We start from the raw sequence: 15,498 nt of genomic DNA on the forward strand, positions 1-15,498 counted from the left end.
GGCACCCCCCCCCCCCCCCGGCGGGGGGCCCGGGTCTCCGCCCCGCGGGCCCCCCGGGCGGAACACCAGACCAAGCCCGGGCATCGGCCCTGGGTACCGAGGGATGTCTCATGTCGTTCCGGTGGGGGATCGCGGGCACCGGTGCCATCGCGCGCGGGTTCGCCGAGGCGCTGGGCCGGTTGCCGGACGCCGAGCTGGTGGCCGTCGGGTCGCGCCGGCAGCAGACGGCCGACGAGTTCGGCGAGCGGTTCGCGGTCCAGCCGTCCCGCAGGTACGCCTCGTACGAGGAGCTGGCGGCCGACGACGGCGTCGACGTCGTCTACGTGGCGACCCCGGCCTCGCATCACCATCGCCACACGCTCCTGTTCCTGCGCGCGGGCCGAGCGGTGCTGTGCGAGAAGCCGTTCGCGCTCGACGCCGTACAGGCAGCCGAGATGGTCGCGACGGCCCGCGACGAAGGCCAGTTCCTGATGGAGGCGATGTGGAGCCGGTTCCTGCCCGCCTACGTCAGGATCCGGGAGCTGGTCGCGGCGGGCGCCATCGGCACCGTGCTGGCCGTCGACGGCGACTTCGGCTTCCGACTGCCACCGACGCCGGATGACCGGCTGTTCGACCCCGCCCGGGGCGGCGGCGCGCTGCTCGACCTCGGCGTCTACCCGGTCTCGCTGGCCAGCATGCTGCTCGGCGAACCGGACCAGGTCAGCGCCGTCGGCCAGGTCGGCGCCACCGGCGTCGACGAGCACGTCGCCATCCTCATGGGCTACCAGTCAGGCGCCGTGGCGCTCGCCAAGGCGTCCCTGCGGGCGGGCCTCAGCTGTACCGGCCGGATCTCGGGCACGGCCGGCAGCATCGAGCTGCCCGCGTTCATGCACTGCCCCGACGAGCTGGTCGTCCACAGCCGGTCCGGCACCGAGCGCCTGCGCCTGCCGGCCGCCCTCGACCCCGCGGACACCGCCGACGCGGCCGCGGGTGGCGACGGGCCACACGACCGGGCCGGCGGCGGCCTGCACCACCAGGCTCGACACGTCCATGAGCGGATCCGCGCGGGGCGCCTGGACAGCGACGTGATGCCACTGGACGAGTCCGTGTCGGTGATGCGGACGCTCGACGCCGTGCGCGCGCGGATCGGCCCGCGCTACCCGACCAGCGATCTCGAGATCCCGCGACCAGCCACGACGATCCCGCATTCGCCGGGCGCCCCGCGATCTGGAGGGGACATTCACCCATGACCGCCACCACGTGGACGCCTGAGAAGGTCTCGGAGCTGGTCTCCCAGCTCACGCTGGAGCAGAAGGTCGCCCAGCTCACCGGGTTCGCCGTCACTGACCTCGTCGTACGACGGCCTGGCGGCGACTCGGGTCAGGCGGGCCCGGACATCGACGTCGACCGGCTGCCAGCCCTGCGGCCCCACGGCGTGGGGCACCTGTCGCTGGCCTGGTTCCTCGGGCGTGACGCCGACAGCCTGCGGTCCGATCTCGCGCGCGTCCAGGCCGCCGTCCGGGAAGTGTCGCCGTTCGGGATCGGCGCGCTCGTGCACTTCGAGGCGATCAGCGGCCTGCTGCACAGCTCGGGCCCGCAGTTCCCGACCGCCTGGGCGCAGGCGGCCACCTGGGAACCCGCGCTCGTGGCGCGCGCCGCGGCCGTGACGGCGGCGCGGATGCGCGCGGCCGGGATCCACCACGCGCTGTCCCCGGTCATGGACCTCGCCCGGGACCCGCGCTGGGGCCGGGTTCACGAGACCTACGGAGAGGACCCCGAACTCGCCGCGCGGTTCTCCGTCGCGTTCGTGCGCGGCATCCAGGGCACCGACGGCGCGTCGGGCGTGCTGGCCACGGGCAAGCATTTCGTCGGCTACGGCGCCTCCGAAGGAGGCCTCAACCAGGCCGTCACCCAGCTGGGCCGGCGCGCACTTGTCGACGAGTACGCCGAGCCATTCCGCCGCGCGATCGCCGAAGCCGACCTCGCGAGCGTCATGAACTCCTACAACGAGATCGACGGCGTTCCGTGCGTCGCGGACCGCTGGCTGCTCACCGAGCTGCTGCGCGACCAGCTCGGCTTCACCGGCGTCGTCGTCAGCGACTACGACTCCGTGACCCTGCAGACCCGGTTCTTCCACACCGCGGACGCGCCGGCGCAGGCCGCCGTCCAGGCGGTCAGCGCCGGCCTCGACGTCGAGCTCCCCGGCGACACGAACTACTCCCACCTGGTCGAGGAGGTCCGCGGCGGCCGGCTCGACGAGCGGGTCATCGACCTCGCCGTCACCCGCGTCCTCGCCGCCAAGGCCCGCGCCGGACTCATCCCAGGCATGACGACGCCCCGTTCAGACCCCGCGCCCGCGACGCCGGAGCCCGGCGAGGCCGCGACGGTACGCCGCGCCATCGCCGAACGGGGCCTGATACTGCTCGACAACGACGGGACACTGCCGCTCGCGCCGCGAAGCGGCCGCGTCGTCGTGGTCGGCCCCGCGGCCGACGAACTGCGCATCCACTTCGGCGCCTACACCTCGGTCTCGAACGCCGAGGTCCCCATGGGAATGATCGCGGTGATGACCGGGCAGATCCCCGGCGTCGACCCGGCGACCTTCGTGTTCACCGACATCTTCCAAACCCGGATGCCGGGCCTCGACGAACGTTTCGAGGCCGAGGCACGACGGATCCACCCGGACATGCCCACCGTGGTCGACGCCCTGCGCCGCCTCGACCCCGCCATCGAGCACTTCCCGCTCGGACGGTTCGAGACGGACCCCGACCATCCGCTGGACCCGTTCATAGTCGAACAGGCGGTGGCCGACGCCGACGTCGTCATCGCCGTGGTCGGCGAACGGACCGGCTGGGTCGGCAACAACACCGCCGGCGAAGGCCAGTCGACCGCCGAGCCCGCGCTGCCCGGCGACCAGGAGACGCTCGTCGCCCAGCTGGCGGCCACGGGGAAGCCGCTGGTGACCGTCGTCGTCTCCGGGCGGCCGCTGCTGCTCGACGCGGTCGCGCGGGCATCGAACGCGGTCCTGCTCGCGCCGCTGCTCGGCGAGGAGGCGGGCCCGGCGATCGCCGGCGCGGTCTTCGGCGCGCTCAACCCGAGCGGCAAGCTGCCAGGCACGTTCCCCCGCCACCTCGGCCAGCTGCCGATCTACCACGGGCACCACCACGGCAGCGGCTACCACCACCCCACCGGCACCCGGCACGGCTACAACGACCTCGCCGACCCCGGCCCGCTGTACGTGTTCGGCCACGGCCTGTCCTACAGCACCTTCGACGTCGCGCTCGACGACTCCACCGGGCCCGCGGTCGAGGAGACCGACGGGCTCATCCGCGCGCGGCTCGTCGTGACGAACACCGGCACCGTCGACGGTGAGACGGTCGTGCAGCTCTATGCCCGCGACGAGGCGGCCGCCGTGGTCCGCCCGGTCCGCCAGCTGATCGGGTTCGCCCGCCTCGCGCTGCCCGCGGGCGAAACCACGACGGTCACCCTCGAAGCCCCGGTCGAACGGCTCTTCTACACCCAGGCCGACGGCACCCGGGGCATCGAGGCCGGCGACGTCACCGTGCTGGCCGGGTTCAGCAGCGACGACGTCCGCTGCGCCGGCACGATCACGCTCCCCGCGTTCACCGCCTGACCACCGCCGGGGCCGGCCACGGCACGACCGCCGGAGCCGCCCACGCGGACCGACCCACCCGCACCGGGTGGCGCGAGAGCGGAGCCGAGAAGGAGAGGAACGACACCATGCCGCCCGGTTCGCGTCGAGTTCGAGCCGGGCTCTCGCCATGGGCATCTGAACGAGCCGTTCACCGTGGCCGGCGAACGGAGCCCGGACCGGATGACCACCTGGCCGACCGCCGCGGTGGCCTGATGCGTTCGACCCGCGGTCCGAACGTCATCCGCTGCCCCCGCATGAGACGAGGCCCAGCACTGTGAACGTGAACCCGATCCTGCCCGGCTTCCATCCGGACCCGACGATCTGCCGGGTGGGAGACGACCACTACCTCGCCACCTCCAGCTTCGAGTACTTCCCGGGCGTGCCGATCTTCCACAGCACCAACCTGACCGACTGGGAACAGATCGGCAACGTGCTCACCCGTCCCACCCAGCTGAACGTGACCACCGGCCTGGCCGGCGCGAGCGCGGGCATCTACGCGCCGACGCTGCGCCACCACGACGGCCGGTTCTGGCTGATCACCACCAACCGGGCGGACATCCGCAAGGGCCACCTGCTCGTGCACACCGACGACCCGGCCGGCGCCTGGAGCGAGCCGACCTACGTCGACGGGGCGATCGGCATCGACCCAGACCTGGCCTGGGACGTCGACGGCACCTGCCACGTCAGCTGGACCATGCCGGGCGCGGGCATCCTGCAGGCGGCCCTCGATCCTGGCAGCGGCAAGCTCCTGACCGAGCAGCGAACGCTGTGGCGCGGCACCGGCCTCGCTCATCCCGAGGGCCCGCACCTGGTCCACCACGATGACTGGTGGTACCTGGTCATCGCGGAGGGCGGCACGGAACGCGGCCACGCCGTCTCGGTAGCCCGCTCCCGCACCATCACCGGACCCTTCGTGGCCAACTCCGCCAATCCCATCCTGACCCGGGCCGGTACCGACCACCCGGTCCAGAACACCGGCCACGCGGATCTGGTCGAGCTTGCCGACGGAACCTGGGCGATGGTCCACCTCGGGGTCCGTCCCCGCGGCACCACCCCGCAGTTTCATGTCAACGGGCGGGAGACCTTCCTGGCCGGCGTCGACTGGGTCGACGGCTGGCCCACCGTCGTCGAGGACCGGTTCGCGCCCGAGGCGGCGGCGACGTCCTTCGTCGATGACTTCTCCGCCTCGTCCCTGCATCCCCGCTGGATCTCTCCCGGCACCGACCCCGCCACCTTCGTCCGGCGCCGCGCCCAGGGCGGGATCACCCTCGCCGCCGGCCGGGCGGCGGACGCGCGCGAGGCGCGGCACCTGCTCGCGGTACGCGCCCGGGACCTGGAGTGGCAGGCGACCGCGGCCGTTCCCGACGGAGACGCCAGCCTGACCGTCCGCATCGACGACGCGCACTGGGCCGCCGTCCAACGACAGGGCCGGACCCTCACCGCGCGGATGGTGATCGGCCCCCTCGACCAGACGCTCGCGACGGAGAACGAGATCGAGCCGCGGCACCCCCTCGCCATCCGCGCTGTCGCGAAGCCCGACGCCTTCAGCCTGCGCCAGGGGCCCGACCTGCTCGAGCTCGGTCACGTCCGTGACGGCGACTTCCAGGTCCTGGCCACCGTCGACGGCCGGTACCTGTCCACCGAGGTCGCCGGCGGGTTCACCGGACGCGTCATCGGCGTCGAGGCGTTGGGCGCCGGCGCCACGCTGACCCGTTTCGTCTACCAGCCAGCCGTGTCGAGCTGACCCGCATCCCGTGGAGCCGAGCTTCGCCGTCGCGGACGCCGTCGTTCGGCCCGGCCACCAGCGCCGCCCAGGCGGACCAGCCGCCACGTCCGCGACCTACCCCAGGAGCGAGGTCCCGTGTCCCGTTCGTGGAACGCCAGCTTCATCGCCGCGCCGGCCCGCCCCACCGGGCAGGCCCCGGCGCCGGCGCCGTACCTGCGGCGCGAGTTCACGGTCGGCCCCGGCCTGCGGTCGGCCACCCTGCACGTTACCGCGCTGGGGCTCGTCGAGGCCTATCTGAACGGGAGCCGGGTCGGTGACGAGGTCCTGGCCCCGGGGTGGACGTCCTACCGGCATCGGATGGTCGTGAGCAGCCACGACGTCGCAGACCTGCTGGTCGAGGGCACGAACGCGCTCGGCGCGATCCTGGGCGAGGGCTGGGCGGTGGGCCGGCTGACCTGGGAGGAAGGCCGACGGGGCGTGTGGGCCGATCGCCCGGCCGGGTTCCTGCGGCTCGACCTCGACTACGGCGACCGGGTCGACGTGGTGGGCAGCGGCGCCGACTGGCGGGCCGGTACCGGCGCGATCCTGGCCGACGGCATCTACGACGGCGAGACCTACGACGCGCGGCACCACCCGGACGGCTGGGACGAGCCGGGCTTCGACGACTCCGGCTGGGCGCCGGTCGAGGTCGTCGAGCACGACCTCGACACCCTGATCGCTCCGGAGGCGCCGCCGGTCCGGCGGATCGAACAGCTGGCGCCGGTCGAGATCCTGACCACCCCGGCGGGGCGGACGGTCGTCGACTTCGGGCAGAACCTGGCGGGCTGGGTCCGCCTCACCGTCCGCGGCGAGGCCGGGACGACGATCACCCTGCGGCACGCCGAAACGCTGATCGACGGCGAGGCCGACTTCCGCACCAACCGGACCGCGCTCGCCACCGACCGGTACACCCTGCGCGGCGTCGCCGACGGGGAGACCTGGGAGCCGCGGTTCACCTTCCACGGGTTCCGCTACGTCGAGGTCGACGGCTGGCCCGGACCGCTCGACGCCGGCGCGCTGCGGGCGGTGGTCGTGCACAGCGACCTGGTCAGGACCGGCTGGTTCGAGACCTCGAACGAGCTCGTCAACCAGCTGCACCGCAACGTCGTCTGGTCCATGCGCGGCAACTTCGTCGGGGTGCCGACCGACTGCCCGCAGCGCGACGAGCGCCTCGGCTGGACCGGTGACCTCAACGCGTTCGCCCTCACCGCCGCGTTCCTCTACGACGTCCGCGGCGTGCTCGGCTCGTGGCTGGCCGACCTCGCGGCCGAGCAGCGCGAGAAGGGCTACGTCCCGCTCGTCGTCCCGGACGCGCTCGGCATGCCCATCACCACGCCCACCGCGCTGTGGGGGGACGTCGCGGTCAGCCTGCCCTGGGCGCTCTACCAGGAGTACGGCGACGCCGACATCCTCGCCCGCCAGTACACCTCCATGACCGCGTTCGTCGACAGCGCCGAGAGCATGCTCGACGAGCGGGGCCTGTGGAACTCGGGTTTCCAGTTCGGGGACTGGCTCGACCCGGACGCGCCGCCCACCAACCCGGCGGGCGGCAAGACGGACGCCTACCTCGTCGCGACCGCCTACCTGTGCAGGACGACCAGCGAACTCGCCCAGGCGGCCGACGTCCTCGGCCGTACGGACGACGTCGCCCGATACTCAAGGCTGCACCAGCGTGTTCGCGCGGCGTTCCGCGACGAATGGGTCACCCCCACCGGCCTGGTCGCGAACGACACCGTCACCGCCTACGCCCTGGCCATCTGCTTCGACATCCTCCGCCCCGCGCAGGAGAAACGGGCCGGGCGCCGGCTCGCCGAGCTCGTCGCCAGAGCCGACCACCGCATCAGCACCGGCTTCGCCGGCACACCCCTGGTCGCCCACGCGCTGAGCCGCACCGGCCACCTCGACACCGCCTACAAGCTGCTGCTCCAGACCGAGTGCCCGTCCTTCCTTTACCCGGTGACCCAGGGCGCGACGACGATCTGGGAGCGCTGGGACGCGATCAGGCCGGACGGGGCGCTGCACGACACCGGCATGACCTCGCTCAACCACTACGCCCTCGGGGCCGTCGCCGACTGGCTGCACCGCGTCGTCGGCGGCCTGCAACCGGCCGAGCCGGGCTACCGCCGCATCCGGATCGCCCCACAGCCCGGCGGCGGGCTCACCCACGCCACCGTCACCCACGACACCCCCCATGGACAGGCGCACGTCGCCTGGCGCCTGGACGTCGACGGCCACATGACCGTCGACGTCACCATCCCGGCCGGCACCGCCGCCGACGTCGTCCTGCCCCGCCATCCGGACGAGCTCACCGCCCACGTCGGCGCGGGCAGCCACCATTGGGAGTACGACCTCCCGGCGGCCACCCGGCCCGCCTACACCCTCGACACCCCGCTGAAGGTGCTCTTCCACGACCAGGACACCTGGGCCGCGCTGCACTCCGCGCTGCGCCGGCACCTGCCGCAGTTCGGCGACGCCGACAGCGGCACCGAACCATCCCTGCCAAACCTGCGAACCCTCCTGGCGTACTTCCCCGAGCAGGCACCGGCCATGGAACGTGACCTGCTCGCCGTCCTCATGACACCCGCGGCCGGTGAATGACGACCGCCGGTGCCCACGGAACGCACAGCCGTCCGGTGACGAAATCGATGTCCGCTGGCCTTGGTCCACAGTTCACCGATCTCAGCTGGCGCGAAATCAGCACTGAGAAAGAGGAGAGCGACAGCATGCCGTACCGCTGGAGGCACCGTGACCGCTGAGACTGGCGCCGAGCGAAACCAGTCATCCTTCGCGGGCTACGTCCGGTTCCTGGAGACGGCGAGCCCCGAGGTGGTCGCCGAGCGGATACCGCGGGGCCCGGACACCGCGGCCCTCACGGCCCACTATCCCGAACTGGGCCGGGTCGAGGTACACGACGTGACTGTCGACGGCGCCGGACGGATGCCGGCCCGGCTCTACCGCGAGCCGGGCCACGCGACGGGCTCGGCGCTGGTCTGGGCACACGGCGGCGCCTTCGTCGGCGGGGACCTGGACATGCCGGAGGCGAACTGGGTCGGCCTGACCCTGGCCTCGCGGGGAGTCCCGGTGCTGTCGGTCGAATATCGCAAGTGCCTTCGCGGTGTTCATTTCCCGGCGCCGTCCGACGACCTCCTCACCGCCTGGTCGTGGGCCGTCGAGCACGCCGGGGAACTCCAGGCCGAATCGGCGGGACTTCACCTCGGCGGGGCCAGCGCGGGCGGGAACCTGGCGGCGGGGGTGACCAAACGGCTTCGCGACGGTGCTGGACCGCTGCCCGCGTCCCTGCTGCTCGTGTACGCCGTCCTGCACGCCCGGCTGCCGCCAGCGAGCGCGGATCTACGTGCCAAGACGGAAGCCGGGCAGGATCTTTTTCCCACCGCGGACATGGCTCCCGAGATCAACCTGAACTTCACCGGCACCACGGCGGCGCTGGCGGACCCGTATGCCTTCCCCGCCAACGGCGACGTCGCCGGACAGCCACCGGTGTACGTGCTCAACTCCGACGCGGACTTTCTGCGCGCCTCCGGAGAGGCATATGCCGCGCAACTGGCGGCGGCCAGCGTCCCGGTCCGCGTCGAGTTCGAGCCAGGCTCCCGCCACGGGCATCTGAACGAACCCTTCACGGTGGCCGGCGAACGCAGCCTGGACCGGATGACCGCCTGGCTGGCCGCCGCGGCGGCCTGATGCGTTCGACACGCGGTCCGACGTCGCCGGCGGAGTCCTCGCGGGTCCGGCGGACGCGCGACGCCGAGCGCGTGTCCGATCCACGTCACCCGGCCGCCGGCCCCGAAAGACAGCGGACGAGCCACCGCGCCCCCTCCACCGAGGCGTCCCACCGCGACCGACCCGACGTCCCCCGCCTTCCCCGCGTGATATCAGGAGGTTCGCTGACATGAGTCAGTTTCCCGACGGTTTTCTCTGGGGCGCCGCGACCGCCGCCCACCAGGTCGAGGGCGGCAACGTCAACGCCGACCTGTGGCCCAGTGAATGGGCCCCGGGATCGCATTTCGCCGAGCCGTCCGGCGACGCGGTCGACCACTACCACCGCTATCCGGAAGACATCGCGACCCTCGCCGGCCTGGGATTGAACGCCTACCGGTTCGGGGTCGAGTGGGCGCGGATCGAGCCCGAGGAGGGCTTCTTCTCCCGGGCGGCGCTCGACCACTACCGGCGGATGGTCGGCACCTGCCTGGAGCACGGCGTCACTCCCATCGTGACCTACAGCCATTTCACGACGCCCCGTTGGTTCGCCGCGGCCGGCGGCTGGAACGGCACCGCCGCCGTCGACCGGTTCGCCAGGTACGCCGCCCGGGTCACCAAGCACCTCGGCGACCTGGTGCCCTGGGTGTGCACCTTCAACGAGCCGAACGTGATCTCGCTGATGGTCCACCTCGGCGTCGTCCCGGCCGCCGCCCGCGAGGACGGCCTCGGCCTGTCGGATGCCGCCGACGGCCAGCGGGCCCCGTCGGGTGGCCAGTCGAGTTCAGGCGGGAGCTGGCCGGTCCCCAGCGTCGAGGTGATGGCCGCGGCGCACCGCAAGGCCGTCGAGGCGATCAAGTCCGGGCCGGGTAGCCCCGCGGTCGGCTGGACTCTGGCGCTCATCGATCTCCAGCCCGCCGACGGGGGAGAGCAGCGCTCGGCCGCTGTCCGTCAGGCGGCTGAGCTCGACTGGCTCGAGGTGTCCCGCGACGACGACTTCGTCGGCGTCCAGACCTACACCAGGGAACGCATCGGACCGGACGGCGTCCTGCCGGTTCCGGACGGGGCCGCGACGACGCAGACCGGCTGGGAGGTGTACCCCCAGGCGCTCGGGCACACGGTCCGGCTCGCGGCCGAGCACGCCCGGGTGCCTGTCCTGGTCACCGAGAACGGCATCGCCACCGCCGACGACGACGCGCGCATCGCCTACACCGCCGCCGCCCTCGAGGGACTGGCCGGGTGTGTCGCCGACGGCGTCGACGTGCGCGGCTACCTCCACTGGTCGCTGCTTGACAACTTCGAGTGGACGTCCGGCTTCGCGATGACGTTCGGACTGATCGCCGTCGACCGGGCCACGTTCGCCCGCGCCGTGAAGCCCTCCGCCCGCTGGCTTGGCCAGGTCGCCCGCGCGGGCCGCCTTTCCTGACCGAAGGACAGAGCAGAATCGGCCGCGGATCGGCAGGGGGCGCGTCAGCCTCTGGCCGGGAGCTTGACGGGCGTCGGCATCGCGAGGGCGTGCAGGCCGGCGCGGATCCGGTCGAGCGGCATGCCGCGGGCGGCCGTCGTAGGCCTTGTCCGCCGGTCGGCCCTTCGCCCACGGCATCCCGTAGTCGCCGCCGGCCGGGCGCTCCGTGGAGGTGGCACTCGGAGCCGTCGGGGTCCACGGCGGCTACGGCTACTCGACCGAGTTCGACGTCGAGCGCCACTTCCGGGACGCGCCTCTGATGATCGTCGGTGAGGGCGCCAACGAGATTCAGCGCACCATCATCGCCGAGCGGCTCGTCGCCCGGGGAGGACTGCCGCGAGGAAACTCCACGTCTCGAGATAGGGATTCATGGACCTGTCTGGCGTGGGCGGGTGAAGTACCCATCTGCGTTACGGCGACCAGGCTGAGGCCACGGGCGCGGCCGCCGGACTACGGCGTCCGAGTGCCCGGGGTCATGAGCCCGTGTTCGTAGGCGAACACGACGAGCTGGGCGCGGTCGTGGGCGTGCACCTTCGTCATGGCCCGGTTGACGTGGGTCTTGGCGGTGGCGGGGCTGATGACCAGGTGGTCGGCGATCTCCTCGTTGGACAGGCCGCGGGCCACCAGCACGGTGATCTCACGTTCGCGCGCGGTGAGTTCGTTCATCCCGGGGAGGGCGGCGTCGAGGTGCGCGGTGGAGCTGGCCAGGAACCGCTTGACCAGGGCCGTGGTCGCGGTGGGGGAGAGCAGCGACTCGCCCGTGGCCACGGTCCGGATGGCGTCCAGGAGGGCCGCCGGCGCGACTCCCTTGCCGAGGAAGCCGCTGGCGCCCGCGCGCAGGGCGGCGAGGACGAGCTCGTCGGTCTCGAAGGTGGTCAGGACGAGGATGCGCACGCCGGCGAGGGCCTGGTCGGAGGTGATCTGGGCGGTGGCGCCGATGCCGTCGAGTTCGGGCATGCGGATGTCCATGAGGACGACGTCGGGGACGGTCTGGCGTACCACCGCGACGGTCTCGACGCCGGTGCCGGCCTCGCCGACGACCTCCATGCCGGGCGCGGCGTCGAGCAGCAGCCTGAAGGTGGCGCGCAGCAGCTCCTGGTCGTCCGCGAGCACGATCCTGATCGGGGCGGTCACGGCCTGGGCTCCTTGGTGTCGGGCGGGTTGCTCTCGGGCGCGGCGGCGTCCACGTCGGGGACGGCTGGGTCGTGGGTGGGGTGTCGTGCGCCGGCGGGTAGCGCGGCGGTGACGAGGTAGCCGCCGTCGCCGGTCGGACCGGCGTCGAAGGTCCCGCCGGCGGCGCGGGCCCGTTCACGCAGGCCGATCAGCCCGTGCCCGGTGCCGGCCGGGTGCCGCTGGCCTGGCCGGACCGAACGGGTGTTGCGGATCTCGAGTCTCAGCTGGCTTCGCGTCCAGCACAGGGTGAGGTCGACGGGCGCGCCGGGCGCGTGCTTGGTGGCGTTGGTGAGGGCCTCCTGGATGATCCGGTAGGCGGCCAGGTCGCTCTGGTGGCCCAGCGCCACCGGTTCGCCGAGGACGTCGAGCGTCACGGGCGTGCCCGCGTCGCGCAGCCGCTCCAGCAGGCTGTCGAGCCTGTCCAGCCCGGCCACCGGTGCCAGCGAGCGGGCGTCGAGCGCCGCGGCGCCGGTACGGGGCACCTCGCCGCCGGCCGCCCCGGGTCGCCCCTCGTCGAGGGCGTCGGTCTCGTCGGGGTCGCCGCGCAGGAGAAGGAGCGTCGCCCGCAGGTCGTCGATCGCCGCCGAGGTGTGCTGGGTGATGCCGCGCAACGCCTGGCGCGCGGCCCGCGGATCGACGTCGAGCAGGTAGTCGGCGACCCCGGCCTGGGCGTCGACGAGGGCGAGTTCGTGGGCGAGGGTGTCGTGCAGCTCGCGCGCGATGCGCAGCCGCTCGCCCAGCACCGCCTGCCGGGCCTGCTCCCGGGCAGCGCGGGCGCGCTGTGCCCGCGCGTCGCGCCGAGCGCGCGTCGCGACACCCAGGCCCGCGGCGATGACGACGACCTGGACCATGACGAGATCGGTGCCCGCCAGCCGGAGCGGTTGGAAGAGCAGCGCCGCGACCAGGAGCACGAACGCGGCGACGGCGCCCGCGAGCCATCCGTCCCGCTGGCGGCGACGGGTCGCGACGGTGTGGACCGCGAGCATCGTGGCCAGCGGGATGGGCTGGTAGGCGGCGACGGAAAGACCCCCGGGCAGGTCGGAGCCGAGGTCGTGCATGACGGCGAGCTGGCAGACCTCGACGGCCACGACCGCCGCCAGGGCCGGTTCGGGCCAGTAGGTCCGGACCAGGAGCGGCAGCCAGGAGACGACGGTGAAGACCAGGCGCTGCGTCCCGGGGAACGCGGGCTCGGAGGTGCGGACCACGACCGTGGTCACCATCGCCGCCAGCGTCGCGACCGTGACGGCGACGTCCCACCGGGTAGGAGGCCGGCTCTCGCTGAGCAGGCTTCGCCACCCGGTGGTGTCACCGGATCTCCCGGCGGGGGATCGGTTGGTCGTCACGGCTCCTCGGTCATCGCCGGTCGGCCGCCGCCGACGCGTGGCCGGTGGCGCCGACGAGATCGCCCGCCGGGTGCGCGTCGACCTGGCCGGACGGTGCCCTGACCTCGGCGGGCGATGGCGCGACCTCCTCGGCGGGTCCTTCGATCGCCAGGCGCGGGGTGACGCGCTCGGCCCAGCGAGGGTATGCCCACACCCGGTCGCCGATCATCCGCAGGAGCGCCGGGACGAGGACCATGCGCACGACGAAGGCGTCCACGACCACCGCCAGTGCCAGGCCCACGCCGATGCAGGACACGATCCGCTGGCCGCTGAACCCGAACGAGGAGAACACGCACAGCATGATCACCGCGGCGGTGGCGATGACCTTGGCGGTCTCGGCGACGCCCACGCGGATCGCGTGCGCGTTGTCGCGGGTGTGTGCCCATTCCTCGCGCATGCGGCTCACCAGGAACACCTGGTAGTCCATCGACAGGCCGAACATGACGCCGACGATCATGACCGGGACGATGTAGGAGATCGGCGCGCCGTCCCCGACGCCGAGCAGGTCGCTGCCCCAGCCCCACTGGAAGATCGCGGTCAGCGCGCCCAGGCCCACGGCGATCGTCGCCAGGTTGCTGACCGCCCCGACCAGGGGCACGAGCACGCTGCGGAACGCGAGCACCAGCAGCAGGAACCCGAGGCCGGCGACGAGCGCGAGGTAGAGCGGCAGCCTGCTCATCAGCGCGTCCGCGACGTCGATGTCGGTGGCGGTCCTGCCTCCCACGTACACCTCGAGGTGGCTGCCGGCCTCGGCGTTCGGGATCACGTCCCGCCGCAGGTGGTGCACCAGGTCGACGGTCGCCTCGGCCCCCGAGCTGCTCGACGGCGTTACCCGGACGACCTGGACGCCGTCGCCGGCCGGCTCGCCGGCCGAGACCGAGGCGACGTCGGGCACCGCCGGCAACTGGCTGACCAGCGCGTCCAGGGCCCGCACGGAGCCCGCGTCGGGAGTCTCGGCCACCAGCACGAGGGTAGCGTCGACGCCGCCGCCGAACGCGGGGCTCATCAGCTCGTAGTACTGACGCGACGCCGAGCCGGCGGGGTCGCTGCTCGCGTCGGCCTCGCCGACCCGCATCGACAGCACCGGGATCGCGAGCGCGGCCAGCACCACCAGAGCGAGTACCGCCATCGGCTTCGGGACCCGGGTGACGAGTCCGGCCCACGCGCGCGCCGGCGCGCGGCGGTGCCGCTTCCTCGCGCGCATCCCCGTGGCCGCCGGAACCGTCCCGCCGGCCAGCAGGAGGCGGCGCTGGCGCCTGGACAGCACGCGCTGGCCGAGGACGGACAGCAGCGCGGGCAGCAGGGTGATCGCCGCCAGCACCGTGAACGCCACGGTGACCGCGGCGGCCTGGCCCATGCCGGTGAGCACCCCCATGCCGACCACGAACATCGCCAGCAGCGCGGCGATCACCGTCAGGCCCGCGAAGATGACCGCCCGGCCGGAGGTGTTCCCGGCCTGCCCGACGGCCTCGGTCACCGACGCTCCGGCGAGCAGGGCCTTGCGGTGCCGGTCGACGATGAACAGCGCGTAGTCGATGCCGACTCCCAGGCCGATCAGCGACCCCATCGTGATCGACTCACTCGACAGGTCGACGACGTGGGAGCCGACCATGACGAACAGCAACGAGGCGACGACACCGACCACGCCGGTGATGATCGGAAGCGCCGCGGCCCACGCGGAGCGGAACATGAGCAGCAGGACCAGCAGCGCCGCCAGGATGCCGACGGCCTCGGCGATGCCGCCGGCCTTGGTCTCGGGGGCGAACGCCTGGCCGCCGGTCTCGACCTGAAGCTGGTCGCTCTCGATCGACTGGGCGATCTTCTGGACCTGGGCGACCTCGACGTCGTCGGTGACGGTCACGTCGGCGTAGGCCGTGTTCTGGCCGGTGTTGAGCCGCGCGCTGAGCCGTGATGGGTCGTCGGCGGCGTAGGGGCTGGCGACGGCCTCGACCCCGGGCAACGACGCGATCTTCGCCAGCATGTCGGTGACCTCGCCGCGCACCTCGGCCGAGTCGACGGCCTGCCCGGCGGTGTGCCAGACGACGCGGCCGGTCTCGGTCGAGCCGGCGGAGGGGCCGAGCAGTGTGTAGGCGTGTGCCGACTCGCTGTCGGGAAGGTCGGCGACGGTCCTGAAACTGGACCCCATGCCGACGACGAGGCCGATCAGGACGACGACGGCGCCGGCCCACGCCCCGAGAACGACGAAGCGATGGCGTGCGCACCATCGGGCAAGAACGGACACGGAACTGCCTTTCGGAAGCTCGAATGTGGCAGTTCACGGTCCCGCCAAAGCGGACCTGCGACGTCCGCCCACCGCCGTCATCCGCGCATACCACGACCGCGGTACGCCAGCCCGCGGCCGTAT

General features: G+C 72.9%; 9 protein-coding genes and 1 pseudogene. 7 read left to right on the forward strand and 3 right to left on the reverse strand.

Features of this window, described 5'->3' with window-relative positions:
- Nucleotides 1–110 precede the first annotated feature (110 nt).
- The 7 genes and pseudogenes from I6A81_RS18700 to I6A81_RS43560 form a co-directional block, all read left to right on the forward strand.
- Nucleotides 111–1,229, forward strand: coding sequence for a Gfo/Idh/MocA family protein (locus I6A81_RS18700; protein ID WP_203000563.1), 1,119 nt, complete (start codon nt 111–113; stop codon nt 1,227–1,229).
- Nucleotides 1,226–3,613 (forward strand): glycoside hydrolase family 3 N-terminal domain-containing protein, encoded by a 2,388-nt coding sequence (locus I6A81_RS18705; RefSeq protein WP_203000564.1) that lies wholly within the window; start codon nt 1,226–1,228, stop codon nt 3,611–3,613. Before I6A81_RS18700 ends, I6A81_RS18705 begins: the two co-directional genes overlap by 4 nt.
- A 295-nt stretch (nt 3,614–3,908) precedes the next feature.
- Nucleotides 3,909–5,378 (forward strand): glycoside hydrolase family 43 protein, encoded by a 1,470-nt coding sequence (locus I6A81_RS18710; protein ID WP_203000565.1) that lies wholly within the window; start codon nt 3,909–3,911, stop codon nt 5,376–5,378.
- A gap of 117 nt (nt 5,379–5,495) precedes the next feature.
- Nucleotides 5,496–7,997: a glycoside hydrolase family 78 protein gene (locus tag I6A81_RS18715; RefSeq protein ID WP_203000566.1), complete on the forward strand. Its 2,502-nt coding sequence runs from the start codon at nt 5,496–5,498 to the stop codon at nt 7,995–7,997.
- A gap of 147 nt (nt 7,998–8,144) precedes the next feature.
- Nucleotides 8,145–9,098 carry an alpha/beta hydrolase gene (locus I6A81_RS18720; RefSeq protein ID WP_203000567.1) on the forward strand — a complete coding sequence of 318 codons (954 nt, stop codon included), beginning with the start codon at nt 8,145–8,147 and terminating at the stop codon, nt 9,096–9,098.
- A 208-nt stretch (nt 9,099–9,306) separates the two neighbouring features.
- Nucleotides 9,307–10,539 (forward strand): glycoside hydrolase family 1 protein, encoded by a 1,233-nt coding sequence (locus I6A81_RS18725; RefSeq protein ID WP_203000568.1) that lies wholly within the window; start codon nt 9,307–9,309, stop codon nt 10,537–10,539.
- Nucleotides 10,540–10,741: 202 nt separating this feature from the next.
- Nucleotides 10,742–10,912 (forward strand): annotated as a pseudogene (locus I6A81_RS43560) (acyl-CoA dehydrogenase family protein); the annotation flags it as partial.
- A 116-nt stretch (nt 10,913–11,028) separates the two neighbouring features.
- Here I6A81_RS43560 and I6A81_RS18735 read toward each other — a convergent pair.
- Genes I6A81_RS18735 through I6A81_RS18745 form a run of 3 tightly spaced genes read right to left on the reverse strand, consistent with a single transcriptional unit; the run spans nt 11,029 to nt 15,375 of the window.
- Nucleotides 11,029–11,712 carry a response regulator transcription factor gene (locus I6A81_RS18735; RefSeq protein ID WP_203000569.1) on the reverse strand — a complete coding sequence of 228 codons (684 nt, stop codon included), beginning with the start codon at nt 11,710–11,712 and terminating at the stop codon, nt 11,029–11,031.
- Nucleotides 11,709–13,094 carry a sensor histidine kinase gene (locus I6A81_RS18740; RefSeq protein WP_203000570.1) on the reverse strand — a complete coding sequence of 462 codons (1,386 nt, stop codon included), beginning with the start codon at nt 13,092–13,094 and terminating at the stop codon, nt 11,709–11,711. The genes I6A81_RS18735 and I6A81_RS18740 overlap by 4 nt, the downstream gene beginning before the upstream one ends.
- A 10-nt stretch (nt 13,095–13,104) precedes the next feature.
- On the reverse strand, nt 13,105–15,375 hold the full coding sequence (locus I6A81_RS18745) for an MMPL family transporter (protein WP_203000572.1): 2,271 nt from the start codon (nt 15,373–15,375) through the stop codon (nt 13,105–13,107).
- Nucleotides 15,376–15,498: the final 123 nt, after the last annotated feature.

Source organism: Frankia nepalensis (assembly GCF_016786325.1).
Taxonomy (GTDB): domain Bacteria; phylum Actinomycetota; class Actinomycetes; order Frankiales; family Frankiaceae; genus Pseudofrankia; species Pseudofrankia nepalensis.